The 13,745-nt window shown below is 74.0% G+C and carries 12 protein-coding genes; 8 read left to right on the forward strand and 4 right to left on the reverse strand.

What is annotated here, in order from left to right; all coding sequences use genetic code 11:
* The first annotated feature begins 11 nt into the window (after positions 1 to 11).
* The 4 genes from CNX65_RS34785 (at position 12) to dnaB (ending at position 4,020) form a co-directional block, all read left to right on the forward strand.
* Complete coding sequence (locus tag CNX65_RS34785; RefSeq protein WP_015805709.1) at positions 12 to 518, forward strand: single-stranded DNA-binding protein; 507 nt, start codon at positions 12 to 14, stop codon at positions 516 to 518.
* A 51-nt stretch (positions 519 to 569) separates the two neighbouring features.
* Entirely contained in the window at positions 570 to 809 is a 240-nt protein-coding gene (gene rpsR / locus CNX65_RS34790) for a 30S ribosomal protein S18 (protein ID WP_015805710.1), read from the forward strand.
* Positions 810 to 828: 19 nt separating this feature from the next.
* Positions 829 to 1,284 carry a 50S ribosomal protein L9 gene (gene rplI / locus CNX65_RS34795; protein ID WP_096497485.1) on the forward strand — a complete coding sequence of 152 codons (456 nt, stop codon included), beginning with the start codon at positions 829 to 831 and terminating at the stop codon, positions 1,282 to 1,284.
* 417 nt (positions 1,285 to 1,701) lie between these two features.
* On the forward strand, positions 1,702 to 4,020 hold the full coding sequence (dnaB, locus tag CNX65_RS34800) for a replicative DNA helicase (RefSeq protein WP_177154569.1): 2,319 nt from the start codon (positions 1,702 to 1,704) through the stop codon (positions 4,018 to 4,020).
* Between the two features lie 225 nt (positions 4,021 to 4,245).
* On the opposite strand, the gene CNX65_RS34805 is transcribed toward dnaB, so the two are convergent.
* Positions 4,246 to 4,839, reverse strand: a complete 594-nt coding sequence (locus CNX65_RS34805; protein ID WP_198320579.1) for a helix-turn-helix domain-containing protein — start codon at positions 4,837 to 4,839, stop codon at positions 4,246 to 4,248.
* 298 nt (positions 4,840 to 5,137) lie between these two features.
* On the opposite strand from CNX65_RS34805, the gene CNX65_RS34810 reads away from it, so the two are divergent.
* Positions 5,138 to 5,512, forward strand: a complete 375-nt coding sequence (locus CNX65_RS34810) for an STAS domain-containing protein (RefSeq protein ID WP_096497487.1) — start codon at positions 5,138 to 5,140, stop codon at positions 5,510 to 5,512.
* Positions 5,513 to 5,536: 24 nt separating this feature from the next.
* Here the strand turns inward: CNX65_RS34810 and CNX65_RS34815 are convergent, their stop codons facing one another.
* The gene (locus CNX65_RS34815) at positions 5,537 to 6,289 is read right to left on the reverse strand and encodes an SDR family NAD(P)-dependent oxidoreductase (protein WP_096497488.1); all 753 of its coding nucleotides are present in this window, start codon (positions 6,287 to 6,289) and stop codon (positions 5,537 to 5,539) included.
* A gap of 86 nt (positions 6,290 to 6,375) precedes the next feature.
* Here CNX65_RS34815 and CNX65_RS34820 point away from each other — a divergent pair, with 86 nt between their 5' ends.
* The 3 genes from CNX65_RS34820 (at position 6,376) to CNX65_RS34830 (ending at position 9,303) form a co-directional block, all read left to right on the forward strand.
* Positions 6,376 to 7,212: a helix-turn-helix transcriptional regulator gene (locus tag CNX65_RS34820; RefSeq protein WP_096497489.1), complete on the forward strand. Its 837-nt coding sequence runs from the start codon at positions 6,376 to 6,378 to the stop codon at positions 7,210 to 7,212.
* Between the two features lie 31 nt (positions 7,213 to 7,243).
* Entirely contained in the window at positions 7,244 to 8,419 is a 1,176-nt protein-coding gene (locus CNX65_RS34825) for an exonuclease domain-containing protein (RefSeq protein ID WP_096497490.1), read from the forward strand.
* A gap of 101 nt (positions 8,420 to 8,520) precedes the next feature.
* Entirely contained in the window at positions 8,521 to 9,303 is a 783-nt protein-coding gene (locus tag CNX65_RS34830) for a diguanylate cyclase domain-containing protein (protein WP_096497491.1), read from the forward strand.
* Between the two features lie 158 nt (positions 9,304 to 9,461).
* On the opposite strand, the gene CNX65_RS34835 is transcribed toward CNX65_RS34830, so the two are convergent.
* Positions 9,462 to 12,524: a beta strand repeat-containing protein gene (locus CNX65_RS34835; RefSeq protein WP_157767963.1), complete on the reverse strand. Its 3,063-nt coding sequence runs from the start codon at positions 12,522 to 12,524 to the stop codon at positions 9,462 to 9,464.
* Between the two features lie 176 nt (positions 12,525 to 12,700).
* Entirely contained in the window at positions 12,701 to 13,513 is an 813-nt protein-coding gene (locus CNX65_RS34840) for a hypothetical protein (RefSeq protein WP_198320580.1), read from the reverse strand.
* Between the last annotated feature and the right edge of the window lie 232 nt (positions 13,514 to 13,745).

A 13,745-nucleotide genomic window follows, 5' to 3' on the forward strand; every position in this document is an offset into this window, starting at 1 on the left:
GAGAACCGGACATGGCAGGCGAGACGACGATCACGGTGGTCGGGAACCTGACCTCCGATCCGGAACTGCGCTTCACCCAGTCCGGTGCGGCGGTGGCCGGTTTCACGGTCGCCTCCACCCCGCGCACCTTCGACCGCCAGTCCGGCGAGTGGAAGGACGGCGAGGCGCTCTTCCTCCGCTGCAACGTGTGGCGCCAGGTCGCGGAGAACGTGGCCGAGACGTTGACCCGCGGTTCGCGGGTGATCGTCACGGGCAGGCTCCGCCAGCGCTCCTTCGAGACGAAGGAGGGCGAGAAGCGCACCGTCGTGGAGCTGGAGGTCGACGAGATCGGCCCCTCGCTGCGCTACGCGACCGCGAAGGTCAACAAGGTGAGCCGAGGTGACGGCGGCGGTGGCGGCTACGGCGGCGGCCAGCAGCAGTCCCGCGGTGGCGGCGGTGGCGCCCCTGCCGACGACCCCTGGGGCTCCGCGCCCCCGGCGGGTTCCGGCGGCGGTTTCGCCGACGAGCCTCCCTTCTAGACCAGCACAGGTCACCCCAGAACTTCACCGCGTCACTCCAGGAGTACACACATGGCCAAGCCGCCTGTGCGCAAGCCCAAGAAGAAGGTCTGCGCGTTCTGCAAGGACAAGAACGCCAACCTGATCGACTACAAGGACACCACCCTGCTCCGGAAGTACATCTCGGACCGGGGCAAGATCCGCGCTCGTCGGGTCACCGGCAACTGCAGCCAGCACCAGCGCGACGTCGCCGTCGCGGTGAAGAACGCCCGCGAGATGGCGCTGCTGCCCTACACCTCGACCGCTCGCTAAGAAGAAGGGGGATAACACCGTGAAGCTCATCCTCACCGCTGATGTCAGCGGCCTCGGTGGCCCCGGCGACATCGTCGAGGTCAAGGACGGCTACGGCCGCAACTACCTGCTGCCCCGCGGCCTGGCGATCCTCGCCACCAAGGGCGCGGCCAAGCAGGTCGAGGTCATCCGCCGCGCGCAGGACACCCGTCGCGTCCGCGACCTGGACCACGCGAAGGAGATCAAGGCCTCCCTGGAGGGCTTGGGCTCGGTCTCGCTGAAGGCCAAGGCCGCCGCGGGCTCCAAGAAGCTGTTCGGCTCCGTCACCTCGTCCGACGTCGTGTCCGCGGTTCGCGCCGCGGGCGGCCCGACGCTGGACAAGCGGTCCGTGGACCTGGCGGGCCACATCAAGACCCTGGGCAAGCACTCGGTCACCGTCCGACTGCACCCCGAGGTCACCGTGTCGCTGCCCGTCGAGGTCTCCCCGGTCGGCTGAGCGCGCTCCGGAAGCGCCGTCCGCCCCGTCGCGGGGCGGGCGGCGCTTTCTGCTGAGTTGTCCACAGCCCCTGTGGAGAACCTGCTGTGACGGGGTGACCACGACACGCCGTGAGGCGAGTAACACGCGACACGCCGAAGTTGTGACCCACTAATTTCTCCACAACTGACTCACAGGGTCTGACCTGGGAATTTTAGAATCACAGGTCGAGTTGTCCCCAAGTTGTCCACAGGTTCGAGGCGACCTGTGGTCAGCTCGGCCAAACCATCCCCAAGTTCTCCACAGGCTTGTCCACAGGCCCGGTTGCTTGGTCCGTCCGGGTGGCTCTAGCGTCCCTGTGTCGCTGTGCGTGGCTCCTCGCCGATACCGGGGAGCCGGGGTAGAACGGTCGGCACGAACGGATTGGGGTGGGTAGCTGTGGCGGTGGTGGACGACCGGGGCATGGCCGAGCCAAGCTTCGAACGGCAGCCGCCCCAGGACCTGGCCGCGGAGCAGTCCGTGCTCGGCGGGATGCTGCTGAGCAAGGACGCGATCGCCGACGTCGTCGAGGTGCTCGCGCCGAACGACTTCTACCGCCCGGCGCACCAGGCGGTCTACGACTGCGTCCTCGACCTGTACGGCCGGGGCGAGCCCGCCGACCCGATCACGGTGTCCGCCGAGCTGGAGCGCAGGGGCGAGCTGCTGCGGGTGGGCGGCGCGCCGTACCTGCACACCCTCATCGCGACCGTGCCCACCGCGGCGAACGCGAGCTACTACGCCGAGATCGTCGCCGAGAAGGCGGTGCTGCGCAGGCTCGTCGAGGCCGGGACGCGCATCGTGCAGCTCGGCTACAACGGCGCCGAGGGCGCCGACGTGGACGAGGTGGTCGACCGGGCGCAGGCGGCCATCTACGAGGTCACCGAGCGCCGCACCACCGAGGACTACGCGGTGCTGGAGGAGCTGCTCCAGCCCACCATGGACGAGATCGACGCCATCGCCTCGCGAGGCGGCTCGTCCCTGGGCATCCCGACCGGCTTCGCGGACCTGGACCAGCTGACGAACGGCCTGCACGGCGGTCAGATGATCATCGTCGCGGCCCGCCCCGGCGTCGGCAAGGCGCTGGCCCTCGACACCCCCCTGGCCACCCCGACCGGGTGGACCACGATGGGCGAGGTGCGGGTCGGCGACCTCCTGCTCGACGCGGACGGCCTGCCGACGCGGGTCGTCGCGGCGACCGGGGTGATGCGGGGCAGGCCGTGCCACGAGGTGGTGTTCTCGGACGGGTCGGTGCTGCTCGCCGACGCCGAGCACCAGTGGCTGACCGGCGCGCCGGGGGCCTCCGCCGTGCGCACGACCGCCGAGCTGGCCGAGGCGCTCCGCCGGGGCGAGACGCCGTCGGTGGCGGGCGCCGCGCCGCTCGCGCTCCCCGACCGGCCGCTGCCCATCGCGCCGTACTCGCTGGGCGTGCTGCTCGGCGGCCACGTCGCGTCCGCGCGGTTCACCTCGGAGGACGCCGAGGTGCTGTGGAACGTCGAGTCGGACGGCTACGAGGTGCGCGCCTCCCCGGCCTGCCAGGGCTGCGGCGCGGCGTCGACCGGCGTGCGGGACTGCCCGGAGTGCCACAGCGAGCGCGGCACCCTCCAGGGCCTGCTGCACGGCGCGGGCGTGCTGGGCTCCGAGCGGGTGCCCGCCGAGTACCTGCGGGCGTCCGAGCCCCAGCGGCGCGCGCTGCTGGCAGGGCTGCTGGACACCGCGGGGACGGTCGCCGAGGACGGCTCGGTGCGGTTCGAGGCGTCGGGCGCCGGCCTGGCGCGGGACGTGCGCGAGCTGGTCGTCGGACTGGGCTACCGCTGCGCCGGGGACGGGGTGGTGGTCGGCTTCGAGGCCGGGGACGACGTGTTCCGGGTGGAACGCAAGCGGCTGGAGCACAAGGACCGGGGGCAGCGCGCGGGCGCGGGGACCCGGTTCGTGGTGGGGGTGCGGCCGGTGGCGAGCGTGCCGGTGCGCTGCGTGGAGGTCGACAACGCCGCCCACCTGTACCTCGCGGGCCGGTCGATGATCCCGACGCACAACTCGACGCTGGGGCTGGACTTCGCCAGGTCCTGCTCGGTCAAGCACGGGCTGACCAGCGCGATCTTCTCGCTGGAGATGAGCCGCACGGAGATCGTCATGCGGATGCTGTCCGCCGAGGCGCGCATCCGCCTCGGCGACATGCGCGGTGGCACGATGAGCGACGACGACTGGACCCGGTTGGCGCGGCGGATGAGCGAGATCAGCGAGGCGCCGCTGTTCGTGGACGACTCGCCGAACCTGACCATGATGGAGATCCGGGCGAAGGCGCGGCGGCTCAAGCAGCGGCACGACCTGCGGCTCGTGGTGGTGGACTACCTGCAGCTGATGTCGTCGGGCAAGAAGTCCGAGTCGCGCCAGCAGGAGGTCTCGGAGTTCTCCCGGAACCTGAAGCTGATCGCGAAGGAGCTGGAGGTCCCGGTGATCGCGATCAGCCAGCTGAACCGAGGCCCCGAGCAGCGCACCGACAAGAAGCCGCAGCTGTCCGACCTCCGCGAGTCCGGCTCGCTGGAGCAGGACGCCGACATGGTCATCCTGATCAACCGCCCGGACGCGTGGGAGCGCGACGACCCGCGCGCGGGCGAGGCCGACCTGATCATCGCCAAGCACCGCGCGGGCCCGACCGCGACGATCACGGTGGCCCACCAGCTGCACTACAGCCGGTTCACGGACCTGGCCCAGGGCTGATCGGCGGGGTCGTCGGGCCGACCTCGGCGCGCCGGACCGGTCGCTCGACGCCCCCGCCCGGTCCCGACCGCCCTCCCCGGCGGCCGGTCCCGACCGTAGCCGGCAGGCGCCGGCAGGCGCCGGGCGGGACGAGTTGCGGACCGCGCGGTCAGCGGGCGCGGCGGTTTCCCGGTGACGGGTGGGCGTGGTCAGCCGCAGGTCGCGGCGGGGTGCCGCGAGCGGGGGTCACAGCGAGCCGAGGGCCCGCAGGGCGAGCCGCAGCTCGTGCTTGGCGCTGGGCGCGTGCAGCAGCGAGCGGCCGAGCGCGCGTTCGACCTCGGTCAACCGCTTGCGCGTGGCCGGTGGGGAGATGCCCAGGGTCGACGCGGTGGCGGGCAGCCGGGTGTCCGCGCGCAGCCAGGCCCGGACCGTCTCGACGCCTGCGGCCGGGGTGGCCAGCAGGGCGTCGAGCGGGCCCGCCGGAACCGGTGGGGAGAGCCAGGCCCAGGACGCGGGCGGCGTCGGCGAGCGGGGCGTCGTGCCCCGGCTCGCTCGCCACCACCAGGTGAGGACCGCCCGCGCCGAGGCGGACCACGTCGATCGCGTCGCCGAGCACGGCGGCGGGTGTCCCCCCGCGGCGCAGGTCGGCCACGGCGGCTGAGGCCGTGGCCAGCAAGGACTCGGGCACCGCGCGGGGGTCGCGAGGGTCCGGCCGCCGACGTCGAGCAGCGCCGCCGCCCCGCCCGCGCGCCGCGCGAGCCAGTCGAGCAGCGCGCCGACCGCGCCCGGTCCGGCGGAGAGCCTGACCAGCGCGGTGAGGTCGTCGGCGCGATCGGTCACCTGCCCCCCGGTCTGCGGTCGGCCGTCCCCGGCGCGCGAGCCGACCCCGTCCGGGGTCGCCCGTGCCCGGACAGAGCGCGAAGCGCCCCACCTGCGGTTTCGGCCGCGCCACCGCGCTGCCCCACCCGCCGCGGCGCCGGTCCACCGCCGCGCCGCAGCGCTGGAACCGATCTTCGATGACATCATCGGGGGAGAAGCCGGGGAATCGAGGCAGGTCGAGACCAGCGTCCGCACGGGACGACACCCAGCCAAGGCCCACGAGGGCCGGGCGCCCGCTACCGACGGGGAGGCAGCCCGCATGGGCCTGAAGGTGAGCAAGCACCGCGTCGACCACGGCGAGGGCTCGTTCCTCGTCGCCGGGATCTCGGGGGTGGTCGACCTGTTCACCTCCCCGAAGCTCTGGACGGAGCTGGTGGTCGAGGAGATCGACGAGGGCGCGTTCCTCGTCGTGCTGGACCTGGAGCGGGTCGAGTCGCTGGACCACCACGGGCTCGGCGTGCTCGCCGGGGCGCTCGCCAAGGTGCGGGCCAACGGCGGCGCGCTCGCGCTGGCCGGGGTCGGCGAGACCGTGCTGGACGCGCTGGAGCTGGCCCGCTTCGACGAGATCATCCCGATCGCGGACACCGTCGAGGAAGCCATCGCGATGGCCAGCGGCGAGGAGCCCGCGCCCTGATCCGGCCGGGCGCGGGCCACCGGGTCAGATGCCGGTCCCGCCGGTCACCGGGAGCACCGCGCCGGTCACGTACGAGGCGCGGTCGCTGAGCAGCCAGGCCGCCGCCTCGGCCACCTCCTCGGGCGTGGCGGCCCTGCCGAGCGGGGTGGACGCGACGATCCGGTCGATCACGCCGGGGTCGTGCGACTCCCAGTCGTCGACCATCTCGGTGCGGGTCAGGCCCGGCGCGATGGCGTTCACCCGGATGCCCGCGCCGCCGTAGGTGACGGCCGCCGACTCGGTCAGGCTGTTCACCGCCCGCTTGGCCGCCGCGTAGGCGGGCAGCGCCGGGTTCGCGATCAGGCTGCCGACGCTGCTGGTGTTGACGATCGCCCCGCCGCCGGTGGCGGCCATGGCCTTGACCTCGGCGGCCACCGCGTGGAACACGCCCTTGAAGTTGACCTGCACGACCCGGTCCAGGTCCTCCTCGGTCACGTCGGCGAGCGGGTGCGGCGGGGTGGCCGTTCCGCCGTTGTTGAACGCCGCGTCGAGCCTGCCGTGCCGCTCGACGACCGTGCGCACCAGGTGGTCGATGCTCTTCTTGTCACCCAGGTCGGTGACCACGTACGAGGCGCCCGGCAGTTCCGAGGCGAGGGCCTTGAGCGCGTCCTCGCTGCGCGCGGCGAGCACGACGGTGGCGCCCTCGGCGGTGAACAGGCGGGCGGCGGCGGCGCCGATGCCCCGGCTGGCCCCGGTGACGAGCGCGATCTTGTCGGCCAGCAGTCCGGTCTTGGTCATGGCTCCACCGTGCCGCGCCGCGGAGCGCTCAGGCAGGCCCTGCCCGTACCTGTCGGGCAACGGCCGCGGGCGGCATCCTCGGGGGCGTGGACAAGGCTGAGCTGGGCCGCTTCCTGCGGTCGCACCGGGAGCGGCTGTCACCGGGGACCGTGGGACTGCCTTCGGGCGGACCGCGCCGCACCCCCGGTCTGCGGCGCGAGGAGGTGGCGGGGCTGGCGCACATCTCGACCCAGTACTACACGCGGCTGGAACAGGCGCGCGGTCCGCGGCCGTCGCGGCACGTGCTGGTCGCGCTGGGCAGGGCGCTGCGGCTCACCGATGCCGAGCGGGACCACCTGCACGCGCTGTGCGGGCGGCCCGCGGAACCACCGGGCGTGTCCCGTGATGTCCCCGACCGGGTGATGGACCTGGTGGAGCGGCTGCCGGACACCGCCGTGGTGGTGCTGGACGCGAAGTACGACGTGCTGGTGTGGAACCCGCTGGCGGCGGCGCTGCTGGAGGACTTCTCGGCGCGACCCCCTCGGGAGCGCAACATGATCCGCCGGTACTTCCTGGGCCCGGACCCGGCGCGCAGGCACTACGGGATCGAGGACGGCGGCGAGTTCAGCCGGTTCGCGGCGGCGCACCTGCGGGCGGTGGCCGCCCGCTACCCGCGCGACCGGGGCGTGCAGGACCTGGTGCGGGAGCTGCTGCGGGGCAGCCGCGAGTTCGCGGAGCTGTGGCGGGTGGCCGAGGTGTCGGGCCTGCACGGCATGACGAAGGTCGTGGCGCACCCCCGGCTCGGCCCGATCCCGCTGGACTGCGACGTGCTGGTGGTTCCGGAGCGGGACCAGCACGTGGTGCTGTTCACCGCCCCGCCCGGTTCGCCGGGGCACGACGCGCTGCGGCTGCTGTCGGTGCTCGGTCTGCAGGAGGTGCCCTGAGGGCGGGCGGACCGGCGGTAGGTTCGTCGGCGTGGGTTACGCGGTGGTCGACGTGGAGACGACCGGGTTCCGGCGGTCCGACCGGGTGGTCGAGGTGGCCGTCGTGCAGCTGGACCGGGACCGGCGGGTCACCGGGGAGTGGTGCACGCTGCTGAACCCCGGCCGGGATCTCGGTCCGCAGCACGTGCACCGGATCAGGGCAGCCGACGTGTGGGGCGCGCCGACGTTCGCGCTGGCGGCGGGGGCGCTGGCGCGGCGGTTGGCGGGCCGGGTGCTGGTGGCGCACAACCTGGCGTTCGACGCGCGCTTCCTGGCCGCCGAGTTCGGCCGGGTCGGGGTGGACGCGGACTTCGACGGGCTGTGCACGATGCGGCTGTCGGGCGGGCGGCGGTCGCTGCGGGACTGCTGCGCCGACGCCGGGGTGCCGCTGCTGGACGCGCACTCGGCGCTGGCCGACGCGCGCGCGGCGGCGGCGCTGTTCGCCCGGCTGCCCGAGGTCCCCGGCGCGGGCGCGCTGGACCTGCCGCCGCTGGGCGCGGACGTGCCCGAGGTGCGGCGGGGCGCCGCCGACCTGGCGGGCGGGGTGCTGGCCGGGGCGGGCCCCGGACCGGCGGGAGCGGTGCCGGCGGGCGGAGTTCCCGCGAACGGGCCGTCGTCGGGCGGGTTGTCGGCGGGTGGGCTCTCGACGGGCGCCGCCCCGTGGTCGGGCGCGCTGGCCGGTGCGACGCGGCCGGTCGAGTTGTCCGGCGGAACTCGGGCCGGTGGGACGCGGTCGGGCGAAGTCCCGGCAGGCGGGGATCCGGCAGGCGGGGCGCTCGGCGGTCCGGCGGCCAGCGGTTCGGCGAGCGGCGTTGCGGCGGCCGGCATTCCGGTTGCCTGCGGTCCGGCGGTCGGTGGCGCGGCGGCCGGTGGCGCGGGGGCGGCAAGGCGGTTGGCGCGGGGCGACCTGGTGGTGTTCACCGGGCAGATGGACGACGCGCGCGACGTCTGGGTGGACCGGGCGCTCGGCGCGGGGCTGCGGGTGAACTCCGGTTACGTCACGCGCGCCACGGCGCTGCTGGTCGCGGCCGACCCGTTCTCCCTGTCCACCAAGGCGAGGCGGGCCCGCGCGTACGGGGTGCCGATCGTGTCCGAGGGCGCGTTCGCCGCGCTGCTCGCCGCGCTCGCGGGCGGGCTCCCCGACGAGTCCCTGGGCAAGATCAGCTGAAAGATCACCGGACCGGGTGGTCGCGCAGGTGTTGAAATGCCCGCTCAGCGCGGGGAGGCTGCCAAGAAGGCCCATGCAGCCCGCGGTGGGAGGCGACTGCGATGCGCACCCGGATCGGTCACTGGGACGAGCTGATCGCGCAGCTCCCCGTGGGCGTGCTGCTCCTGGACGCGCGGGGCGCGGTGCTCGCCGAGAACCGGGTGGCCGCCGAGCTGGGCGCGGCGGGCGAGGCGCGCGACGACTCGGGCGCGCCGCTGCCGTCGCGGGCCGAGCTGGCCAGGCAGGTGCTGCGCAGCCGGTCGACGCTGGTGCTGCCGGTGGTGCTGCCGCGCACGCGGGTGTGGGCCGAGTACCGGCCGCTGGACGAGCGGGTGCTGGTGCTGCTGCGCCCGGTGCAGGCCGACGTGCCGCACAGCGCGGGCCTGGTCGACCCGCTGACCGGGCTGCCCGGCCGGGCGCTGCTGCTGGACCGGCTGGACCAGGCGCTGGTGCGGGCGCGCACGCACGGCACGCTCGCGACGCTGGTGCTGCTGGACGTGCGGCACCTGGCCGAGGTGAACCGGGCGCACGGGTTCCACCGGGGCGACGAGCTGCTGGTGGTGCTGGGCGCGCGGCTGCGGGCCGGCTTGCGCGCGGACCACACGGTGGCCAGGTACGGCGGCGACGAGTTCGCGGTGGTGGCCGAGCACCCGAACGGGACGGGCGAGGCGGTCGCCGCGCGGGTCGGCGAGCTGGCCGGTCGCGCGGTGCGGGTGTCGGGCGCGCGGGTGCGGCCGGGGGTGCGGGTGTGCTGGGTGACCAGCGACGGCGCGATCCCGGTGCACGCGCTGGTCGGGCACGCGCAGGACCGGCTGCGCGGGCGCGACCGGGCCTCGGAGAACTGACCGCCCCTTCGGCGCGCGCGCTTGGCGCCGCACGCACCTCGGCGAGCACCCCCTGCACGCGGCTCCCGGCGGACTCGCCTCCACAAAGGGCTCGGCCCCCGGCGCGTGTCGCGCCGGGGGCCGAGCGGGAGGGTGGTTCAGCTAGTCGTGCTCAGCGCTCAGAGCGAGCCGAACATCGACGGGATCGCCAGCAGCGAGCCGAGCGGCGAGCCGCCCTTCTGGCCGCCGAGCTGCTCCAGCGGGTTGACCTTCAGACCGCTGGTGGCCTTGGTCAGCTGGTCGGTCGGCAGGGTCGGGGCCGAGGAGCGCTGGCCACCGGTCAGGCCGCCCACCAAGGGCAGGCCGCCGCCGGTCAGGCCACCGACCACCGGCAGGCCGCCACCGGTCAGGCCACCGACGACGGGCAGCCCGCCACCGGTCAGACCGCCGACCACCGGCAGGCCGCCACCGGTCAGGCCACCGACGACCGGCAGGCCGCCGCCCTGGGCGCTGCGCCCGCTGATGCCGGGCAGACCACCGGTCAGGCCGCCGACCAGCGGCAGGCCGCCACCGGTCAGGTTGCCCACGGGGAGGCCGCCGGTCAGGCCGCCGACCACGGGCAGACCGCCCGCGAGGCCACCCACGACCGGCAGGTCGCCCTGGAACGAGCGCTCCATCATGAAGACGTTGTTCAGCAGCGGCAGGCTCGTGATCGACATGTGGCGGTCGACCGAGCTGGGCAGGTTGATGCCCTTGGCGTCGGCCCCGCCGTCGACCTCGTCGCCGGTCTCGACGTCGTGCGTGCTGGACACCAGCGTGGTGGCGGTGCCGAGGACCTGCGCGGGCACGTCCACCACGGTCGCGGCGGCCTCGACCGGCGCGTACACCTCGGCGGCGGACAGCGAGCCGGAGCCCACCGTCTCGGTGCTGCCGCCGACCTGGGTCAGGGCGGTGGAGTCGGTGACGCTGTCGGCCAGGCCCAGCACCGACACGGCGTCGCCGTGCACGGCCGGGTTGCCGGAGATCGGCGCGGTCACCAGCATCCCGGACGCGGCCGAGTCCAGGCCCGAGGTCTCGTGGTCGCCGCCGACGACGAGGTTGGTGTCGTTGGTGTGGGTGGTGTTGCCGTTGCCCGCGACGCCGCCGGCGATGCCGAACACCTGCGCGGGCAGGCCGATCTGCGGGGCGATGCCGTTGCCGGACACCGAGGCGTTGTCGCCGTTGGTGGCGACGTCGCCGCCGGTGGTGACGTCGGCGGTGTTGGTGGTGACGACGTCGCCGTTGCCCGCGACCACGACCGAGTGGCCGAAGGACTGGAGCGTGGACGCCAGCGGGACCGAGGCGACGTTGCCCGCGATCGCGCCGTCCTCACCGGTGGAGACGGCGTCGCCGCCGACCGTGGAGGTGAGGAAGTTGTCGCTGTTGCTGTAGTGGTTGCCGCCGACGCCCACCGCGGACCCGAAGACCTGCGCGATGTTGTTGGTCGGCAGGTAGCCGATGTTGCCGGAGATCGAGCCGTGCTTGCCGGTCGCCTCGGCGGGGCCGCCGACGTCGAAGGTGCTGTCGCTGGTGGCGGTGGCGTTGGTGTTGCTCAGGATGCCGCCGGCCATGCTGTGCATCTGCAGGCCGAGCGCGGTGGGCAGGCCGACCGCGTTGCTGGACACCGTGCCGTCGTCGTCGCGGGTGTTCGGCTCGCCGCCGACCGCGGAGCCCTTGACCTCGTCGGCCGTGCCGTCGGCCTGGCCCAGCACGGAGAACGCGTTGCCGAAGGACTCGGCGGGCACGAACGAGGGCAGCGACACCAGGTTGCCGGACACGACGCTGTCGTTGCCCCGGCTGGCGTTGAGGCCGCCGACCTCGGTGGTGACGAGGTTGTTGCAGTTGCCGTCGGCGTTGCCGCCCGCCGAGAGGCCGGTGCCGCACAGGTCGGCGGGGACGGTCACCGGGGCGGAGACCACGTTGGAGCCGAGCACGGCGCCGTCGCCGTTGGTGAAGGTGTTGCCGCCCACCAGCGTCGTGGAGTCGTTGGTGTGGTCGGCCGCCGCGTTGCCGAGGACCGCCGCGCCGTTGCCGCCGACCGCGGCGGGCAGGCCGATCGGCAGGTCGCCGATGCTGCCGGACAGCGTGCCGTTCTCGCCGGTCGTGCTGGTGAAGCCGCCGACCTGCGAGTAGTTGGACGCCGAGGAGGTGGCGGTGGAGTTGCCCGCGACCACGACCGCGTTGTCGTCGGCCGAGATGGGCCCGGCGATCTGCGGCTGGAGGATGTTGCCCGCCAGGGTGCCCCGGTTGCCCGAGGTCTCCGCGTAGGTGGGCAGGTCGAAGATGCCGGTGTGCTCGCTGCCCGCGGTGGCGGTGGCCGAGTTCTCGGCGAGCACGTCGCCGTTGCCGAGCACGCCCGCGGCGTTGCCGTTCACGGCCGCGATGGGCGCCAGCGGGGCCAGCAGCGCGTTGCCGCCGCCGAAGCTGTCCGCGCCGCTCGTGGTGATGGTGCCGGGCACCTCGGCGGTGACGTCGGACGAGCCGTTCGCGAGGGCGTTGCCGATCGTGCCGACCGCGTTGTTGTTCAGCTGCACCGGCACGGCCCACTGGCCCGCGACGACGTTGCCGGACAGCGAGCCGCGCTCGCCGGAGGTGGTGATGTCGCCGCCCGCGACGGCGGACTGCGACGCGGTGGTGTTGGCCTCGGCGTTGCCCAGGCCGGCGATCGCGTTGCCGGTGACCGAGGTGGGCACGGCGGCGGCGATGGCGACGACGTTGCCCGCGAGCGAGTCGCGGGAGCCGTCGGTGATGGTCGTGCGGGTGCTGCTGGCCTCCTGCTCGCAGTCGGCCTCGACGTAGGCGTCGCCCAGCGCGCCGATCGCGTTGCCGCACACCATGACCGGCACGACGAGGTCGCCGACGATGCGGTTGTTGCGGATGATCTGGTCGGAGCCGATGCCCCGGCTGTCCTTGACGAGCGGGTTGGACTGCTTGCCCATCATCGTGTTGAGCGAGGGGACGACGAGCTTCTCGTCGATCTCGGGCAGCTCGACCGCGTCGCCCAGGACGCCGATCGCGTTCTTCTCGACGAGGACGGGGATCTCGATGTCGACGTCGGCCAGCTCCTGGCCGATGCTGTCGAGCATGGAGGGGGCGAGGTCGGGGCTGACCCGCTCCTCAGCGGAGGCGATGCCCGTGCCGAGCATCAGCAAACCACCGGTGACAAGTGCGGACTGGAGACCGCGCTTGGCCCAGGTCTGCATGTTTTCTCCTTCGATCAGTGAATGGGGGGTGGTCGGACGCGGACGGCGTCTGGGGGACGACCACCCGATTTCGGAAGAGCGCGCGGCGGATCGCCCGGAACGCGGTGCTCAGCGAAGAGCGCGCAGGCCGGAGACCGAGGAGCACGGGTGTGCCGCCTCGAAACCGCGCGCGGTGATCAGTCGGGGGTGATGCCGGGCTGCTTGCCGGGCATCGCGGTGTTCCGCTCGGTGGTGGGCAGGAGCGCCCGCGCCGCAGCGGTGGGAACACCGGAGGTGGACGCGATCGTGGAGAGCGCGCCGCCGTTGTTGTTGGACGAGGAAGCGCCGTCCGCACCGCACGAGCAGTGGGCGGGCGTGCCGGAAGCGGGCACGACCGGGGCGGACGGCAGGTCCGGGGTGGTGGGCTGCGCCGGGCGCGCCTCGGCGGCGGGCGCTTCGTCGCGCGACCGCTCGACCGGGGCCGCCGGGGCGGCGTTGGCCCTGGTGGACCGCTGCTGGGCCTCGACCTCGGCCGCGGCCGGGGTCTCGGGGGCCGCGACGGGCGCGACCTCCGGTTCGGCCGGGGCCTGGTGCTGCTCGGGGAGCGCCGGGATCGCGGTGGGCGCGAGGGCCGCGTCGACGCGCGGGGCGTCCTGGACCTCGACCACCTGCAGCACCGGTTCGACCCCGAGCAGGTCGCCGACCTGGCCCACGGCGCCGCGGATGTCCTCCGCGACGCGGCCCAGGTCGGCTCGCGGGATCTCGACCAGCTTCTCGCGCTGGGCCCGGATCACCGCGTCGAGGTCGTCCACCGCCTTGTCGACGGGGGAGAGGACCTCGCTCAGCGGGCCGCCGCCCAGCACGCCCTCCGAGAGGACGCCGACCGGGTTGAGGTCGACGGTCTCGGCGGAGGCCGGAGCGGCGGACAGCGCCCAGGCGGCGGCAGTGCCAGCCAGCGCGCCGCCGGCGACGAGCAGAGCGCGGGACAGCAATCCGCGGAAGCGGACCACCTTCCCAACTCGCTGCGCCGCTGCGGACACGCTGGTACCTCCACCTGGGAAAACGGACTCGGGGAGCCGGCCCGCACGATCACCGCCGTGGCTGGCCGACGCCGAGAGCCTGCCAGGGCTGCTCCCCTTGGCGCACCCCTTGACTGCTCTGTTCGCCGGATCGTGTGATCGCCACTCTGAGTTTCACCAGGATGACGCCGGGTAGCCGAGAAATTCTCGGTTCTTCCGTGTC

It is taken from the genome of Actinosynnema pretiosum, assembly GCF_002354875.1.
Taxonomy (GTDB): Bacteria; Actinomycetota; Actinomycetes; order Mycobacteriales; family Pseudonocardiaceae; genus Actinosynnema; species Actinosynnema auranticum.